Raw genomic sequence first — 16,837 nt, forward strand, 5'->3', positions numbered from 1 at the left:
CTAAGACTTCGTGCAAATACCCGGAAGGTTCTCCCCGCCCGGCGGAGCAGAAGAAGCCGACCGGCATGCATCTGCACGCCGGTCGCAGTTCGAAAGGATCAGCCGAAGACGCGCGTGAAGATCGTGTCGACGTGTTTGGTGTGGTAGCCGAGGTCGAACTTTTCGCGGATCTCTTCCTCAGACAGGGCAGCGCGCACTTCCGGGTCGGCGAGCAGTTCCTCGAGGAAGTCGGCGCCCCGCTCCCAGACCTTCATGGCGTTGCGCTGCACGAGGCGGTAGCTGTCCTCGCGGGAGACGCCGGCCTGGGTGAGCGCCAGAAGAACCCGCTGGCTCATCACCAGACCCTTGAACTTGTTCATGTTCTTCAACATGTTTTCCGGGTAGATCACCAGCTTTTCGATGACGCCGGCCAGACGGTTCAAAGCGAAATCGAGGGTGATCGTGGTGTCCGGGCCGATGGCGCGCTCGACGCTTGAGTGGCTGATGTCGCGCTCGTGCCACAGCGCCACGTTCTCCATGGCCGGCACGACCGACATGCGCACCAGACGGGCAAGGCCCGTCAGGTTTTCGGTCAGCACCGGATTGCGCTTGTGCGGCATGGCCGACGAGCCCTTCTGGCCCGGCGAGAAGAATTCTTCCGCTTCCAGCACTTCCGTACGCTGCATGTGGCGGATCTCGATCGCGACGTTTTCGATCGACGAGGCGATGACGCCGAGCGTCGCGAAGAACATCGCATGGCGGTCGCGCGGGATGACCTGGGTCGAGACCGGCTCGGGCACGAGGCCGAGCTTTTCGCAGACATGCTCCTCGACGCTGGGGTCGATATTGGCAAAGGTGCCGACGGCGCCGGAAATGGCGCCGGTGGCGATCTCGGCGCGGGCGGCGATCAGGCGGGCGCGGTTGCGGCTCATTTCGGCATAGAAGCGGGCAAAGGTCAGGCCCATCGTCGTCGGCTCGGCATGGATGCCGTGGCTGCGGCCGATGCGGACCGTGTCCTTGTGTTCGAAGGCACGGGTCTTGAGCGCGGCCAGCACCCGGTCCATGTCGGCCAGCAGCAGGTCTGCGGCGCGCACCAGCTGGATGTTGAGCGTGGTGTCGAGCACGTCGGACGAGGTCATGCCCTGGTGGACGAAGCGGCTGTCCGGGCCGATGAATTCGGCGAGATGGGTGAGGAAGGCGATCACGTCATGCTTGGTGACGGCCTCGATCTCGTCGATGCGGTCGACGTCGAACTTCGCCGCTCCACCCTTTTCCCAGATGGTCCGGGCAGATTCCTTCGGGATGACGCCGAGTTCGGCGAGCGCATCGCAGGCATGCGCCTCGATCTCGAACCAGATGCGGAACTTGGTTTCGGGAGACCAGATGGCGACCATTTCAGGCCGGGAATAACGCGGGATCATCGGACGTTCTCACTTTACGGCTGGAGTTGGCGTCGCTTTAGCAAAGACGGGCGGCAATCTCAACGGCTGCGGCGCGCATGGAGGATGCTGGCGCCGATCAGCAGGATCAGGCCAAAGGGGAGATAGTGGCGGATGCCGAGCACGGCGAACTGATAGACGGCGGAGGCGGAGGTAAAGGCGAACTGGAAGAACCAGATTACCGTGCCGAACGGCTGATGCCACTGCGCATAGAATTGCCGGTAGTGCAGGGCAAAGAGCAGCGCGGTCAGAGCCGCGGTGCCGGCACCGAGAAACAGGAAAGCTGCGGCAAAGCGCGTCTCCGGCGGTCGGGAGAGGCTGGCAAAGCGCATGAGCGGCAGGGCGGCGATCCAGCCGAGGGCAGCACCGGTGAAATACAGGCCGAGCACGATCGCCTTGTGGCTTCCCGGCAGCCGATGCAGCCCATAGGCGGAGAAGGTGACCGACAGGGCGATGAGCAAGCCCCAGAGCAGCGCGCCGATCAGCCATTCGGCAAGCGGTGGCCGGCTTGCGGCGAGGCGGGCGCGAAATCCAAAGGCGGGTCGGGGATCGGGCGAATGCGGCGTCACGGGCGGACCGGGACGGCGATCCAGCGGCCGTCATTGCCTTCGAAGCCGCGGCTGAGCACGTTGACCAGCGCCATGTGCAGGGCCGCTCCGCCAAGCGGCGAATAGGTGACCGCGCCGCCGAGGCGATAGCCGACGGTGCAGCCGCGACTGGCCGGCACGCTCTTGTCCTCGTAGACCAGTTCGCCCGCCGGGCTCCCGTCCTTTTCCGTCAGCTTCAGGCGGAAGGCGGCCAGCGCATCGACCTGGTCGACGCAGAAGCCGGTCGGCGCGACGGAAAATTCCTCGATCTTCAGCGTATAGGTTTGCCCGAAGGCCGGGTCGGCGGGGTACTCCAGATAGCGCAGTTCGTGTTTCTCCACGCCCACCTCGCTCACCGGATTGAAGGCGACCAGACTGCCGGGATTGTCGCCGAGTTCGTATTTTCCGATCAGCGGCTGTGCCTTGTCCATCGCCGCGCGGCGCGCATCGGACAGGCCAGCATTCTCGTCGTCGAGGCGAATGCGGATCGGCGTGCCCGGGAGATAGGCGTCCTTGACCGTGTCGATCACATAGATGTTGGAATAGGGAAAGCCGGAACCGTCCTGGATCCCGTATTCCTCGAAGGCATAGACGCTGCCGTCATCGGAAAAGCCGATCGACTGAACCGCTGCGATATCGCCGGCCACGGCCGGTGCGGCGGCGAAGATCATCGCCGTGGCCGCCCCGAGCCATGTCCGCAATACTGTCAACGACGCCCCTCCAGTGCAGCCTTTTTCAAAGTGTCGACCGTTTTGCGGTAGTCGTCAACGCCTTCGCCCTTGTAGACGGCCGATCCTGCGACCAGCACATTGGCGCCGGCGGCGGTGACGAGCGGAGCCGTCTCGGCGGTCACGCCGCCGTCGACCTGCAGGTCGATCGGACGGTTGCCGATCAGCATGTTGGCCTGGGCGAGCTTGGCCGTCGCCTGGGGGATGAATTTCTGGCCGCCGAAGCCGGGATTGACGCTCATGATGAGGATCAGGTCAAGGTCGTCGAGGACGTGTTCCAGGACCGAGACGGGCGTTGCCGGATTGAGCGAGACACCGGCCTTCTTGCCGAGCGAGCGGATCTTCTGCAGCGAGCGGTGCAGGTGGGGACCTGCCTCGGCATGCACGGTGATCACGTCGCAGCCGGCATCGGCGAAGGCTTCGAGGAAGGGATCGGCCGGGGAAATCATCAGGTGGCAGTCGAACACCGCCTTGGTGTAGGGGCGAAGCGCCTTGATCACGGCCGGGCCGTAGGAGATGTTCGGCACGAAATGGCCGTCCATGACGTCGAGATGGATCCAGTCGGCGCCGGCTTCGACGACGTCGGCCACTTCCTGGCCGAGCTTGGCGAAATTGGCGGCAAGGATAGACGGGGCGATCAGCAGGGGGCGGGTCATGGCAGAAACTCCGGAATGTCCAGCGGTTTGGGGCGCGTTTCGGCCAGCCCATAGCACCGCCCCGCACCCCCGGCAACACTGCGAAGGTCTGCCCCGCCGCGCCCGCCCCTTGACCCGGCTTCAAGGCTTGTTCACTTCTGGGCTGCAGCAAACGCAGGCAGGAGGCGGGCAATGGGACGGTATGCGATCATCACCGGAGGCAGCAGCGGGATCGGGCGGCATCTGGTTTCGGCCTTCGTCGATGCCGGATACCAGGTCGCCTTCACCCATCGGGATACGCCTGACGCTGCGGAATCCGTTGCGGCGGAGGCCATGACCGGCGGCGGCCAGGTGCGCGCCTTCGAGTCCGATGTCGGCGATGCCGCCTCGGTCTCCCATCTGATGGACGAGGCTTCCGCCTGGTTCGGCGACGCCCCCGACGTGCTGGTCAACAATGCCGGCATCCAGACCTGGTCGCCGCTGCTCGAACTGTCCGAAGAGAGCTGGGACGCGGTGATCCGCACCAATCTCAAGGGCTGCTTCCTCAATACGCGCGAGGCAGGCCGGCGCATGGTGGCGACGGGCAAGGGCGGGGCGATCATCAATATCGGTTCGGGCTGCAACAAGCTCGCCTTCCCGGGACTGGTCGACTACACCGCCTCGAAGGGCGGCATCGAGCAGTTCACCAAGGTGTCGGCCGTAGAACTTGGACCGCATGGCATCCGCGTCAATTGCGTCGCACCCGGCGCCATCGAAACGGAGCGGACGCGCGCGGAAGCGCCCGACTATGCCGAGACCTGGGGTCGCGTCACGCCGCTTCGCCGGGTCGGAACGCCCGCCGACATCGCTGGCCCCGTGCTCTTCCTCGCCGGCCCGCAGGCGGCTTATGTCACCGGCCAGACGCTGTGGGTCGACGGCGGGGTCTTCACCCAGGCCTTCTGGCCCTATTCGTCCTGAGATCTGCCGATCCGGCCTATTGGCCCGGTGCCGGTGGGGCGACGAAGGCGCCCTGTCGCCATTCCAGCAGGCGATAGGGGTTGTCGGTCAGCTCGTGTTGCTCATCGAAGGCAATCGGTCCGATGACGGTGTCGAAATGCGCCTCGCCGAGCGCCTGTGCCAGCGGCAGGGACAGCGCGCCGGCGGCACCCGCCGCTTCGGCGACGGCCGTTACCGCGGCATGGCCCGGCAGCACATAGCCCTCCGGTTCGATTCCCGCAGCCTTAAGTTCGGCAACGACCGCTTCGGCGGCCGGCAGGGCGGCATAGTCGGGAAGGGTCACGGCTAGCACGCCGCCGGCAAGCGGGACCGGCGTATCGGCCGCATACATCGCTTCCCCGCCCATCAGGGTGAGGGCAGCACTTTCGGCAAGGGCGTCGCGGGCGATGATGGCGACGTCGTTGCGGTCGCCGCCGACGAAGACATGGGTCGCGCCGGCCTTCTTCAGCCGACGCACCAGCGCCAGTTGCTGCTCCTGACCGGGTCGGAAGGTGTCGGTGAAGACCGGCTTCAGGCCACGCTCCTCCAGCGCGTTGCGGATCGTCTCGGTGAGTTCCCGGCCATGGATCGTGCCGTCTTCGATCAGGGCAAAGGCCGTGCCCGACCAGTCGCGCAGGATCACTTCGCTCAGTCGTTCGGCCTCGTCGTCGGTCGAGGGAGCCATGCGGTAGAGCGGCCAACCGTTCTTCAGCGCGTCCTCCATCACGCCCTTCCAGCGCACCGAAAGCGTGACGGCCGGAATGCCGGCGTCCTTGAGGAGGGGAAGAGCGCCGTCGAGCGATTCCGAGCAGAGAAAGCCGATGGCCGCCTTCGATCCTGATTCCTGCACCTGGCGGGCAATGGCCGGGCCGCTGCCGGGCTCGCAGCTTTCCTCGATCAGGGCGAGTTCCAGCCCGAGCTTCTTGGCCGCAAGGCCTGCGCCATCGCGCATCTGGTTGCCCAGGATGGCGAAGGAGCCGGCCTGTGGCGCCACCAGCGCGATCTTCGGTCCCTCGGCCAGCGCCGGGGCGGCGGTGAGCAGGAACAGGGCGGGCAGCAACATTCGGCGGGGCATGGGCAACGGGTCTTCCTGTTCGTCTGAACGGTCGGCGCCATCCTATCCGCAGGCGACGGGCCTCGGCAACGCCAAACGCAGTCGCCCTTTGACGCGAAAAATCCGTCGCGTTGTGGAAAACGTAAACCTTGGAGGCCATATTGACGGTCAATATGCCAAAAGGGCGAAAGCACCCCGGAGAAGAGATTGTTGAACTCGCAGCAGATGGACCCCGTCGTCTACCGGGAAGCGATGAGCCGCTATGCCGGCCATGTGCAGATCGTCACGACCGAGTACGAGGGCGTCAGACGCGGCGTCACCATTACCGCTGCCTGCTCCGTGTCCGACCGTCCGCCCAGCCTGCTGGTCTGCCTCAACAATGGCAATCCGAACAATACTGTGTTCTTCGAGAGCGGCTATTTCGCCCTGAATTCGCTCGGCGCCCACCATCAGGCGCTCGCCAATGCCTTTGCCGGCTTCGGCGGACTGGCGCCTGACGATCGGTTCGCGCTGGCCGAATGGCAGACGCTGGTGACCGGCGCGCCGGTGCTTACCGATTCGATCGTTTCCTTCGACTGCCGGGTCACCGACAGCAAGGTGACGGCGACCCACACCGTGCTGTTCGGCGAGGTCAAGGCTGTGCATTTCGGCCCGATCGACGCCTCGCTCATCTATCTGGACCGCGGCTATCGCAGCCTGTAAGCTTCCTCCCAATCAAGGGGAGGAACCATGGCGGAGACGTCAAGAACTGGCCTGCCGGCATCGATCGACGCCGTCATCGAACTCCTGTCCGCACACGATTATCTGGCGGGGCGGCCGCTGGCGACCGTGCTCTTCCTCGCGCTTCGCATGCAGCGTCCGCTCTTCCTCGAAGGGGAGGCGGGTGTGGGCAAGACCGAGGTCGCCAAGGTGCTCGCCAAGGCGCTCGACCGACCGCTGATCCGCCTGCAGTGCTATGAAGGTCTCGACGTCGCGTCCGCCGTCTACGAGTGGAACTATCCGGCGCAGATGCTGGAGATCCGCCTTGCCGAAGCCACCGGCATCTCCGACCGCAACCGGCTGGAACACGATCTTTTTTCCGAGCGGCACCTGATCCGCCGCCCGGTTTTGCAGGCGCTGCAATGCGAGCCGGGCCGTGCCCCGGTCTTCCTGATCGACGAACTCGACCGCACCGACGAGGCCTTCGAGGCCTTCCTGCTCGAAGTGCTGTCCGACTTCCAGGTGAGCATTCCCGAATTCGGGACGGTCAAGGCGACCGAGCCGCCGATCGTCATCGTCACCAGCAACCGCACCCGCGAGGTGCATGATGCCCTGAAGCGCCGCTGTCTCTACCACTGGGTCGACTATCCCAAGGCGGCCGAGGAACTGGCGATCATCCGGCGCAAGGTGCCGGGGTGCAACGAGCAGCTGTCGCGCCAGATCGTCGCCTATGTGCAGAAGATCCGCACCATCGACCTGTTCAAGAATCCCGGCATTGCCGAGACCATCGACTGGGCGACCGCGCTCACCGAACTCGACCGGCTGGCGCTCGATCCGGAAACCATTGCCGATACGCTCGGCACGCTCCTGAAATACCAGGAGGACATTGCCCGGATCCAGGGCGGCGAGGGCCACAAGGTGCTCTCCGAGGTCAAGGCCGAACTGCTGGCGGCGGGCTAGGCCATGCAGACGCCGGGAACCGGGGAAGGCATTGTCGTCGTGACGCCGCCGATCGGCGACGGGCGGCTCGCCGACAACATCGTCTATTTCGCCCGCGTCCTGCGCCGCGCCGGGCTGAAGCCCGGCCCAGGCGCGGTTGCCGATGCGATCGCCGCCATCGATGCGATCGGCATCGGTTCGCGCGAGGAATTCCATGCCGCGCTTTCGGCCGTACTCGTCAAGCGGCACGAGGACCAGCCGGTGTTCGACGAGGCCTTTCGCCTGTTCTGGCGCTCGCGCGACCTGGTCAACAAGATGATCGCCATGATGTCGCCGGTGGCGCTCGACAGCAGCGAGCGGGAGAAGGCCAAGGCGGGATCGTCGCGGGTGAGCGATGCGCTGTTTGCCGAGCGCGAGCGCCAGAGCCGCGAGCGCGACGAGCCGGACATCGAGATCGACGCCCGCTTTACCGTCTCCGGCAGTGAAGTCCTGCGCCGCACCGACTTTGCCCAGATGACGGCAGAGGAGCTGTCGCAGGCGAGGCGCGAAATCGAGCGCATGACCATGCCCTTCGACGCGGTGCCGATGCGGCGCTACCAGCCGACCTCGCGGTCGCGCCATGTCGATCCGCGGGCGATGATGCGGGCGGCGATGCGCACCGGCGGCGATCTGATCCTGCCGAAATATCGCGAGCGCCGCCGCCAACCGCCGCCGCTCGTCATCCTCGCCGACATTTCCGGCTCGATGAGCCAGTACACCCGCATCTTCCTGCATTTCCTCCATGTGTTGACCGAGCGCCGCAGGCGCGTGCACACTTTCGTCTTCGGCACGCGGCTCACCAATGTGACGCGGCAGATGCGCAATCGCGATCCCGACGAGGCGATCGACCAGTGCACGGATGCGGTACGCGACTGGTCGGGCGGCACACGGATCGGTGAGACGCTGAAGGAGTTCAACCATCAATGGGCGCGCCGCGTGCTGGGGCAGGGCGCCATCGTGCTGTTGATCACCGACGGGCTGGAGCGCGAGGGGGCCGAGCTGCTGGCCACGGAGACCGATCGCCTGCACCGGTCCTGCCGGCGGCTGATCTGGCTCAATCCGCTGCTGCGCTTCGAGGGTTTCGAGGCGCGGGCGCGCGGCGTGCGGGCCATGCTGCCGCATGTCGACGAACTGCGGCCGGTCCACAATCTCAATTCGCTGTCCGACCTGGTCGGCGCGCTTTCGGCCACGTCCGCGGACAAGGGCGATCCGCGCCGGCTTCTCCGCACCTTGAGGGGGCTCCAATGACCACCGACATGCAGACGAGGGATCCGCTGTTCATCGCCGAGGACTGGATCGGGCAGGGACGCGCGGTGGCGGTCGCCACCGTCGTCGAGACCTGGGGCTCGGCGCCGCGTCCGGTCGGCAGCCATCTGGTGATCGATGCGGACGGCAATTTCGAGGGTTCGGTTTCGGGCGGCTGCGTCGAGGGAGCGGTGATCACCGAGGCGCTCGACGTGCTGCAGTCGGGCCGGGCGAAGATGCTCGAATTCGGCGTGGCCGACGAAACCGCCTGGCGGGTGGGGCTCTCCTGCGGCGGCAAGATCCGCGTCTTGGTCGAGAGGCTTTCCTGATGCAGCTCTCCAGCCTCAAGGCGCTCAACGCGGCGCGGTCCGCGCGGCAGGCGGCGATCCTGATCACCGATCTTGCCGACGCTCACGACCGGGTGGTGGTCGAGGGCGATGCCGTCGAAGGCGCGCTCGGCGCGGAGATCGAGCAGCGCTTCCGCTCGGGCAAGTCCGGCGCCGTCGAGATCGACGGGCGTCCGCTCTTCCTTAACGTGCACCTGCCGCCGCCGCGCATCGTGGTGATTGGCGCGGTGCATATCAGCCAGGCGCTCTATCCGATGGCGGCGATCGCCGGCTATGATATGACCATCATCGATCCGCGCACCGCCTTTGCCACGCCGGAACGGTTTTCCGGCATCGACCTCGTCGCAGACTGGCCGGAGGATGTGCTGTCGTCCCGTCCACTCGACCGCTACAGCGCCCTCGTCGCCGTCACCCATGATCCGAAGATCGACGACTTTGCGATCGCCGCGGCGCTGAAAGCCGGCTGTTTCTATGTCGGCGCGCTCGGCAGCCGCAAGACCCATGCGAAGCGGGTCGAGCGGCTGATGGCGCAGGGCTTCTCCGAAGCGGAGATCGCCCGTATTTCGGCGCCGGTCGGCATCGACATCGGCGCCGCGACCCCGGCAGAGATCGCCGTCGCCACCCTGGCGGACGTCATCCAGGCCTTCCGCCGGCGCTCGCTCTCCGTGGCCGGAGGCGAGCCCGCATGATCTTCGGGGAGTTCGCCGCGAGCGATGCCGAGGGCCTGATCCTCGCCCATGCGGTGAAGCTGCCCGCCGGGCGCTTGCCGAAGGGGCATGTACTCGGGACGGCAGACGTCACAGCACTCGCCGAGGCCGGCATCGCCAGCGTGATCGCCTGTCGCATGGAGGCGGGCGACCTCGGCGAGGACGAGGCGGCGGAGCGCTGCGCCTCGGCAATCGACCCGGCCAACCTGCGGCTCACCCCGGCCTCCACCGGCCGCGTCAATTTCCACGCCACCTGCAATGGCCTGTTCGTCGCGGACAAGGCGCTGGTCGACCGCTTCAACCGCGTCGATCCGGCGATCACGCTCGCCTGTCTCGCCGACCATAGCGACGTGCGCAGCGGCGATCTGGTAGCGACCGTCAAGATCATTCCGCTCGCGGTGCCCGGCGACAGCGTCGAGCAGGCGCGGGCGATCCTCACCGAAGGCGCCGCCTTCCGACTCAAGCCCTACCAACCGCACGCCGTCCAGCTGATCGCCACCGAACTGCCGTCGCTGAAGCCCACGGTGATGGACAAGACCGCGCGGGTGCTGGAACAGCGCCTGATCCCCTCGTCGAGCGAACTGGTGGCCGAACAACGGGTCGCCCATCGGGCCGAGGCGGTTGCCGCGGCGATCGAGAACGCCTTGCGCCATCAGGATGCTCGGCCACCGATGATCGTCGTCTTCGGTGCCTCGGCCATGTGCGATGCCGTCGACGTCATCCCCGAATCGATCCGTATGGCCGGCGGCGTCGTCGATCAGGTGGGGCTTCCCGTCGATCCCGGCAATCTTCTGGTTCTCGGCCATGTCGACGGCGTCCCGGTGATCGGTGCGCCCGGCTGCGCCCGCTCGCCGAAGGAAAACGGCTTCGACTGGGTGCTGAACCGGCTCCTGGCCGGCGAAACGCCGACGTCTCACGAACTGACGGGCCTGGGGGTCGGAGGGCTGCTGATGGAAATTCCAAGCCGGCCACTGCCGCGCGAACTGGCGACCGAGGTCGAACACCAGCCTCTCAAGGTGGCGACCGTGCTTCTCGCCGCCGGCCGGTCGAGCCGCATGGGCGAGGGCGGGCGGCACAAGCTGCTGGCCGAGTTCGAGGGCGAGCCGCTCGTGCGCCGCTCGGCGCGGATCGCGCTGGAGGCGGGGGCGGGCGAGGTCATCGTCGTCACCGGCCATCGCGCCTTGGAGATCGCCGACAGCCTGAAGGGCCTTGCCGTGGCCTGCGTCGACAATCCCGACTATGCGAGCGGCATGGCGAGTTCGCTGAAAGCCGGCTTTGCCGCGGCCAATGCCGGCGGGGCCGATGGCGTTCTCGTCCTGCTGGCCGACATGCCGGGCGTGTCGGTCGGCGATCTTCACGCACTGGTGTCGGCCTTTCGCGCATCGGCAGGCCGTTCGATCGTGCGCGCCGTCGCCGACGGCAAGCGCGGCAATCCGGTCATCCTGCCGCGCTCGACCTTCGAGGCGATCAAGTCCCTCGAAGGCGACATCGGCGCCCGGCCGATCATCGAGACCGCCGGCCTGCCGATCGTCGACGTCGAGATCGGTGTTGCCGCCCGGCTGGACGTCGACACGCCCGAGGCCGTGATTGCGGCCGGTGGAATCCTGAAGGGGTAGGCGCATGGACAATGTCGAGATCGAGGAAGTCTTCTCGTCGCTCGGGCCGGTCGGCATCAAGCGCATGTTCAGCGGCAAGGGCATCTACCACCAGGGCGTGATCATCGCCCTCTACCTGTTCGACGAGCTCATGCTGAAGGCCGATGCGCAGTCGGCACCGGCGTTCTCGGCGGCCGGCGCGCGACAGTGGGTCTATCAGCGCGAGGGCAAGAACCCCGTCGCCATGCCCTACTGGTCGGTGCCCGAAGACGCCTATGACGATCTGGACGAAATGGCGAAATGGGTGCGGCTGGCCTTCGAGGCGGGCCTGAGGGCGGAAGTCGCCAAGGTCAAGCCGGCACGGCCGCGCGGCTCAACGCAGCAACGGCAGAAGCACACGGGTAAAGGCTGACAGCGGTTCGGGAAGCGCGTCGATATCGAACCAGCCGATGGCCGACAGCTTGTCCGGCTCGGTCAGCTGCGGTTCGCCCTGAATGTCGGTGGTCTTGTAGAGCAGCGAGATCCAGTGCTGGCCGTCGGCTTCGATGATCTGTTCCGTCGTCGTGACGAATTCGATCGCGCCGATCGTCAGGCCCGTTTCTTCCTCGGCCTCGCGGCGGGCCGCGATCGCCGCCGGCTCCAGGTGGTCCACCTTGCCGCCGACGATGTTCCAGAAGCCGGCTTCGGGCGCCTTCAGACGACGGCAGAGCAGAAGCTTGCCGTCGCGCAGGATCGCCAACCCGACGCCGACACCGGGGAAATCTATGCCGGGCTTGGACACTTAGGACTTCGCGGCAGCGACGATCAGCATGAAGGCGGGGATTTCGTCGCCGAAGCCGACCGGGGTCGGGCCGTCGTCGTGGTCGCGATAATGGCTGCGGCGGCGCTCGCGCTGATCGTCGTTGGCCGGGTTCGGCCGCGCGCTGCGGTTACCTTGAGTGGGTCGCCTGTCTGCCTTGCGCTCGGTGTTCAATGGTTCGGTCCTTACCGGTTCGATGACTTCTTCTGCTTCGCGGGCCTTTGCGGGTTCCACCTCGCGTGCCTTGACGGGCTCGGCCTTTGTCTCGGTCTTGTGACCGCTGCGGCGCTCGCGTCCCCGGTCCTTATCCTTGTCGCGCGAGCCGCGCTTGCCGCGGCCCTCGTCATGGCCTTCGGCCATCGGCGGCAGCGACGAGACGTCGCCGTCCAGCCATTCGATCTTGTTGCCGATCAGCTTTTCGATCGCGTCGAGATACTTCGTGTCGCTGCGGGTCACCAGCGTGAAGGCGGCGCCGGAGCGGCCGGCACGACCGGTACGGCCAATGCGGTGGACATAGTCCTCGGCATGGATCGGAACGTCGAAGTTGAAGACGTGGCTCACGTCCGGAATGTCGAGGCCGCGGGCCGCGACGTCGGAGGCGACGAGCAGGGTGATCTGGTTGTCCTTGAAGCCCGCCAGCATGTTGGTGCGCGAGCGCTGGTCCATGTCGCCATGCAGGGCGCCGACCGAGAAGCCGTGGCGCTCGAGCGAGCGGAACAGGTCGGCGACATCCTTCTTGCGGTTGCAGAAAATGATGGCGTTCTTCAGGTCCTGCTGCGAACGGATGAGGTCGCGCAGCGTCGAACGCTTTTCGTAGTCCTTGTTGTGGGCGGCGACGAGGCGCTGCGTCACGGTGGTGGCCGTCGAGGACGGCAGCGAGACTTCGATGCGTTCCGGGTTCTGCAGGAAGCGGTCCGCGAGCTTCTGGATCTCCGGCGGCATGGTGGCCGAGAAGAACAGCGTCTGGCGGGTGAACGGGATCATCTTGGCGATTCGCTCGATGTCCGGGATGAAGCCCATGTCGAGCATGCGGTCGGCTTCGTCGATGACGAGAATCTCGACGCCGGTCATCAGCAGCTTGCCGCGTTCGCAATGGTCGAGCAGGCGGCCGGGCGTGCAGATCAGCACGTCGGCGCCACGTTCGAGCTTGCGGTTCTGCTCTTCGAACGACACGCCACCGATCAGGAGCGCAACGTTCAGCTTGTGGTTCTTGCCGTATTTCTCGAAGTTCTCGGCGACCTGGGCGGCCAGTTCGCGGGTCGGCTCGAGGATCAGCGTGCGCGGCATGCGCGCGCGGGCCCGGCCGTTTTCGAGCAGGGTCAGCATGGGCAGTACGAAGGAAGCAGTCTTGCCCGTGCCGGTCTGCGCGATGCCGCAAATGTCGCGGCGCTGCAGGGCAAACGGGATGGCGCCAGCCTGAATCGGCGTCGGCACGGTGTAGCCGGCGTCGGTGACGGCAGAAAGTACTTTTTGGCTCAGGCCAAGGTCAGAAAATGTGGTCAAAGGGGAATCTGTTCCGTTCCGGTTCTTGCGAACGCTATTGTGCCGCCCTGGACGTGGGCGTTAACGTCAGCGCGGGATAGTGCCAAAATGCTTGAAAGTCAAGGAAACTGCCGGATTTGTAGTAACAAAGGATGAATAGTGGGATCAACTGCCACGATGCGTGGCGATTACCGCGATCCCGGCGCAGGCGAGCACCGTACCCGATCCGCGATTGACGGCCCTGACGATGCGCGGCGTGCGCAGCAGCCGCCGCGCGCGGCCGGCGATCCAGACATGGCCTCCGACCACCACCATCTCGACGGCGACAATGACTGCGGCGAGCGACAGATAGCCTCCGGCGGAGAAGTCCGCGCCGACGAAGTTGGGCAGAAGGGCGAGGTAGAAGAGCGGCATTTTCGGGTTGCCGAGATTGAGCGCGATCGCGGTGAGGCAGACCGTCAGGAGGTCGCGGCGGCGCTCCGGTTCGCCAAGCTCGGCGACGACCGGCTTCGCCGTCCACAGCCGGATGCCCATGTAGATGAGCCAGGCCGCGCCGGCATAACGCAGCACGGTCATGGCAAGGCCCATTTCGCTGGCGATCAGCGACAGGCCGAAGGCGGCGAGTGCCAGATAGATGAGGATGCCGATCACCGTGCCGACGCCGTAGGCGATGCCCGACGACGCGCCATGCGAGACGGTGCGCGCCATGATCGTCATGTTGTCGGGGCCGGGGCTCGCGGCGAAGACGAAGAAGGCGAGGGCGAAAGCGAGAAGGGCTTGCGGTTCCATGGCTGATCCGGCGTTGCGGGCATGGCCCACTTTACAGCCCGGTGCCGGCCGGTCAATCGATCAGCGTTGTCAGTTTCATGCCGGCATTGAGGAAGCGCATCGGGTCGAGCGCCTCACCGTTGCGGCGGACCTCGTAATGCAGGTGCGGGCCGGTGGAGCGGCCGGTACTGCCCGACAGGCCGATCACGTCGCCGCTCGCCACTTCGTCGCCGACCTTGACGAGCACGCGCGACATGTGACCGTAGCGCGTCGTCAGGCCGAGACCGTGGTCGATCTCGACCATGTTGCCGTAGCCGCCGGCCGGACCCGCGGCGATGATCTTGCCGGCACCCGTGCTCCTGATCTCGCCGCCGACGGGCGAGCGGAAGTCGATGCCTGCATGCATGGCAAGGCCGCCGAGGAAGGGATCGGGGCGGTTGCCGAAGCGGCTGGTGATGTCCTTGCCGGGGGCGGGATTGGCAAAGGGCATGCGCTTGGCCGTGTCGCGCATGGTCTCAAGACGGGTGAGCGCCGCATCGAGCTCGTTCAGCGAGGCGTTGAACGGCGTGGAGGACTGCGGCGCGACATAGGGACCGCCGATCCCCTCGTCGGCATCGGCGTTCGCCGCCTCGTCGAGCGGAATGCCGTTGCGCAGCAGGATGCCGGAAATCTCCTCGGCGGTTTCGGTCGCGCCGTTGGTCAGTTGCTGGATTCGGTCGATCTGGTCCTGTTCGATGTCCTTCAGCGACAGCGTCATGTGCGAGAACAGCCGGTCGGCGCGATCGGCCACGGTGTCGGTCAGCGGCACGTAGCCGAGGGCCGACGTCTTCTGCGCCGGTTCGGCCTTGCCGCCGCCGAGCAGGTTCTCGATCGCGGCGGCACCGCCCGAAAGGCTGGCCTGCTTGTTCGGTTCGCCGGGCTTGATGGTCGGTAGCGGACCTGATTCGGGCAGTTCGCCGACGGCCTGGGCGCGGTCGAGCAGGGCGTCGAGGCGGCCATGGCGGGAGGCGAGCGCCACCTGCTGCTCCAGCAGCTTTTCGACCTTCTCCTCGACCACCTGCTGGTCGAGCAGCTGGCGCGAGGTGACGCGGTCGACCTGGGCGCGGAGTGCGGCGATCCGGTCTTCATATTCGTGCTGCATGCGGGCCTGGCGCGCCATCGAGGCGCCGATCAGGTTGTCGCGGAAGACGAGATAAGTCGTGGCGCCGAGATAGCCGATGGCCATGACGCCGACGAAGCAGAAGGCGATTGCCGCCATCCAGGGGCGCACGGTCATGTGGCGAATCCTGTCGCCGCTGGCGAGGATGACGACATGCTCTTGCCGTCGCTTGCCAAAGACCTGATTGGATGTCTTTCCCGCCACGGGTGTCTCCCTTCATGCTCTCTCCGCATCAGGTTCGAGCTTGACGGGATTACACACCGTTAAGGTTAATAATGGCTGAATTGACGGAAATTGAAGGGCTTGGCTCTAGCTGCTGGTCGAGGTCAGCGAGCGGTAGAAGGACGGCGTCAGACCGGCCTCGGCGCGCGCCACGTCGTTGAACGGTGCCTTGAGCGCTCCGCGAAAATTGGCCCGCACGAGCTGCTTGAAGGTCGCCGCCGGGTCCTTCTTCTCGCGGGCGCAGAGAAAGCGGAACCACTTGGCGCCGATCGCGACATGGCCTTTCTCGTCCTCGTAGATCACCTTGAGCACGTCGGCGCTGTCGATATCGCCGGTCTCGCGCATCTTTTCCTGCAGCGACGGGGTGACGTCGAGGCCGCGCGCCTCGAGAATCAGCGGCACGACGGCCAGACGCGCGGTCAGGTCGTTGCGGGTCGAGTGTGCGGCCTGCCACAGGCCGTCATGGGCCGGCATGTCGCCATAGTCGGCGCCCAGCGCCTGCATGCGCTCGCGCACCATGCGGAAGTGCTTGGCCTCCTCGAAGGCGACGCGCATCCAGCCGTCGAAGAAGGAATGCGGCACCGGTTCCGAGGCGAATCGCGCGACGATGTCGAGCGCAAGGTCCACCGCGTTGAGCTCGATATGGGCGAGCGCATGCAGCATGGCGATGCGGCCGGGAAGCGTGTGCAGCGAGCGCTTCTCCGTCGCCTTCGGCGGAACCAGTAGCGGCTTTTCCGGCCGGCCGGGCCGCTCGGGAAGTTCCGGATCGAGCGGCGAGCGCAGCGACAGGCGGCGCGCATGCCAGCGCCGCGCCGTCTCCTGCGCCAGCTCGGTCTTCTCGTCGAGGTCTGGGCTGAGGATCGCCAGGGTCGCGCCGCCGCGCAACGAGGTGATCCGGACCGGGTCGGAACCTGCCATCAGAGCCCTTGAACCGCTTCCAGCACTGCTTCGGCATGGCCGGCGACTTTCACCTTGCGCCATACGGCGGCCACGCGGCCGTCACGGTCGACCAGGAAGGTGGAACGCTCCACGCCCATGTAGGTCCGGCCATACATGCTTTTCTCCTTCCACACGCCATAGGCGGAAAGGACGGATTTTTCCTCGTCCGATGCGAGAATGACCGAGAGGCGGTGCTTGGCGACGAACTTGTCGTGGCTCTTGACGGCATCCGGCGACAGGCCGATCACCTTGGCACCGGCCTTGGCAAACTCGTCGGCCAGCGCCGTAAACGCCAGCGCTTCGGTCGTGCAGCCGCTGGTATCGTCCTTCGGATAGAAATACAGGACGACGGGGGATCCGCGCATCGCGGCCAGCGAGACCGTCCCGCCTCCGTCACGGGGCAGGGTGAAATCCGGAGCGAGATCGCCTGCGATCAATTCTGCCATGGGAGTACCTTTCTTTTGCCCGCATTATGGATGATTGTCGGCACACTCGATATA

Annotated in this window: 18 protein-coding genes and 1 pseudogene; 8 read left to right on the forward strand and 11 right to left on the reverse strand. The window is 66.1% G+C overall.

From position 1 onward, the window contains the following. Window positions 1-98: 98 nt before the first annotated feature. Genes purB through rpe form a run of 4 tightly spaced genes read right to left on the reverse strand, consistent with a single transcriptional unit; the run spans window position 99 to window position 3,389 of the window. The gene (gene purB / locus AC07Y0_RS06815) at window positions 99-1,400 is read right to left on the reverse strand and encodes an adenylosuccinate lyase (RefSeq protein WP_498675750.1); all 1,302 of its coding nucleotides are present in this window, start codon (window positions 1,398-1,400) and stop codon (window positions 99-101) included. Window positions 1,401-1,459: 59 nt separating this feature from the next. After that, entirely contained in the window at window positions 1,460-1,987 is a 528-nt protein-coding gene (locus AC07Y0_RS06820; protein ID WP_498675752.1) for a hypothetical protein, read from the reverse strand. Continuing rightward, on the reverse strand, window positions 1,984-2,715 hold the full coding sequence (locus tag AC07Y0_RS06825; RefSeq protein ID WP_498675754.1) for a DUF2259 domain-containing protein: 732 nt from the start codon (window positions 2,713-2,715) through the stop codon (window positions 1,984-1,986). The genes AC07Y0_RS06820 and AC07Y0_RS06825 overlap by 4 nt, the downstream gene beginning before the upstream one ends. Beyond that, the gene (gene rpe / locus AC07Y0_RS06830; RefSeq protein WP_498675756.1) at window positions 2,712-3,389 is read right to left on the reverse strand and encodes a ribulose-phosphate 3-epimerase; all 678 of its coding nucleotides are present in this window, start codon (window positions 3,387-3,389) and stop codon (window positions 2,712-2,714) included. The genes AC07Y0_RS06825 and rpe overlap by 4 nt, the downstream gene beginning before the upstream one ends. A gap of 171 nt (window positions 3,390-3,560) precedes the next feature. On the opposite strand from rpe, the gene AC07Y0_RS06835 reads away from it, so the two are divergent. Beyond that, entirely contained in the window at window positions 3,561-4,325 is a 765-nt protein-coding gene (locus AC07Y0_RS06835; RefSeq protein WP_498675758.1) for an SDR family NAD(P)-dependent oxidoreductase, read from the forward strand. A 16-nt stretch (window positions 4,326-4,341) separates the two neighbouring features. On the opposite strand, the gene AC07Y0_RS06840 is transcribed toward AC07Y0_RS06835, so the two are convergent. Further along, window positions 4,342-5,418, reverse strand: coding sequence for a branched-chain amino acid ABC transporter substrate-binding protein (locus AC07Y0_RS06840; RefSeq protein WP_498675760.1), 1,077 nt, complete (start codon window positions 5,416-5,418; stop codon window positions 4,342-4,344). 186 nt (window positions 5,419-5,604) lie between these two features. Here AC07Y0_RS06840 and AC07Y0_RS06845 point away from each other — a divergent pair, with 186 nt between their 5' ends. The 7 genes and pseudogenes from AC07Y0_RS06845 to AC07Y0_RS06875 form a co-directional block, all read left to right on the forward strand. Then, the gene (locus AC07Y0_RS06845; RefSeq protein WP_498675762.1) at window positions 5,605-6,099 is read left to right on the forward strand and encodes a flavin reductase; all 495 of its coding nucleotides are present in this window, start codon (window positions 5,605-5,607) and stop codon (window positions 6,097-6,099) included. 27 nt (window positions 6,100-6,126) lie between these two features. Next, window positions 6,127-7,056 (forward strand): AAA family ATPase, encoded by a 930-nt coding sequence (locus AC07Y0_RS06850; protein ID WP_454746090.1) that lies wholly within the window; start codon window positions 6,127-6,129, stop codon window positions 7,054-7,056. Window positions 7,057-7,059: 3 nt separating this feature from the next. Then, complete coding sequence (locus tag AC07Y0_RS06855; RefSeq protein ID WP_454746089.1) at window positions 7,060-8,322, forward strand: vWA domain-containing protein; 1,263 nt, start codon at window positions 7,060-7,062, stop codon at window positions 8,320-8,322. After that, the gene (locus AC07Y0_RS06860; protein WP_498675764.1) at window positions 8,319-8,648 is read left to right on the forward strand and encodes an XdhC family protein; all 330 of its coding nucleotides are present in this window, start codon (window positions 8,319-8,321) and stop codon (window positions 8,646-8,648) included. The genes AC07Y0_RS06855 and AC07Y0_RS06860 overlap by 4 nt, the downstream gene beginning before the upstream one ends. Then, window positions 8,648-9,355, forward strand: a complete 708-nt coding sequence (locus AC07Y0_RS06865) for an XdhC family protein (protein ID WP_498675766.1) — start codon at window positions 8,648-8,650, stop codon at window positions 9,353-9,355. Before AC07Y0_RS06860 ends, AC07Y0_RS06865 begins: the two co-directional genes overlap by 1 nt. Beyond that, the gene (locus AC07Y0_RS06870) at window positions 9,352-10,989 is read left to right on the forward strand and encodes an NTP transferase domain-containing protein (RefSeq protein ID WP_498675768.1); all 1,638 of its coding nucleotides are present in this window, start codon (window positions 9,352-9,354) and stop codon (window positions 10,987-10,989) included. Before AC07Y0_RS06865 ends, AC07Y0_RS06870 begins: the two co-directional genes overlap by 4 nt. A gap of 4 nt (window positions 10,990-10,993) precedes the next feature. After that, window positions 10,994-11,308, forward strand: a pseudogene (locus tag AC07Y0_RS06875) (TfoX/Sxy family protein); the annotation flags it as partial. Window positions 11,309-11,341: 33 nt separating this feature from the next. Here AC07Y0_RS06875 and AC07Y0_RS06880 read toward each other — a convergent pair. The 6 genes from AC07Y0_RS06880 to AC07Y0_RS06905 form a co-directional block, all read right to left on the reverse strand. After that, entirely contained in the window at window positions 11,342-11,749 is a 408-nt protein-coding gene (locus tag AC07Y0_RS06880) for an NUDIX domain-containing protein (protein ID WP_498675770.1), read from the reverse strand. Continuing rightward, window positions 11,750-13,270: a DEAD/DEAH box helicase gene (locus tag AC07Y0_RS06885; RefSeq protein ID WP_498675772.1), complete on the reverse strand. Its 1,521-nt coding sequence runs from the start codon at window positions 13,268-13,270 to the stop codon at window positions 11,750-11,752. Window positions 13,271-13,414: 144 nt separating this feature from the next. Further along, window positions 13,415-14,038: a LysE family translocator gene (locus AC07Y0_RS06890; RefSeq protein WP_498675774.1), complete on the reverse strand. Its 624-nt coding sequence runs from the start codon at window positions 14,036-14,038 to the stop codon at window positions 13,415-13,417. A 52-nt stretch (window positions 14,039-14,090) separates the two neighbouring features. Continuing rightward, complete coding sequence (locus AC07Y0_RS06895; RefSeq protein ID WP_498675776.1) at window positions 14,091-15,380, reverse strand: M23 family metallopeptidase; 1,290 nt, start codon at window positions 15,378-15,380, stop codon at window positions 14,091-14,093. 105 nt (window positions 15,381-15,485) lie between these two features. Next, window positions 15,486-16,316 (reverse strand): ferritin-like domain-containing protein, encoded by an 831-nt coding sequence (locus tag AC07Y0_RS06900; protein ID WP_498675778.1) that lies wholly within the window; start codon window positions 16,314-16,316, stop codon window positions 15,486-15,488. Continuing rightward, window positions 16,316-16,783: a peroxiredoxin gene (locus AC07Y0_RS06905; protein WP_498675780.1), complete on the reverse strand. Its 468-nt coding sequence runs from the start codon at window positions 16,781-16,783 to the stop codon at window positions 16,316-16,318. The genes AC07Y0_RS06900 and AC07Y0_RS06905 overlap by 1 nt, the downstream gene beginning before the upstream one ends. Window positions 16,784-16,837 lie beyond the last annotated feature (54 nt).

This window comes from Allorhizobium sp. GW101-3B10 (assembly GCF_059424725.1).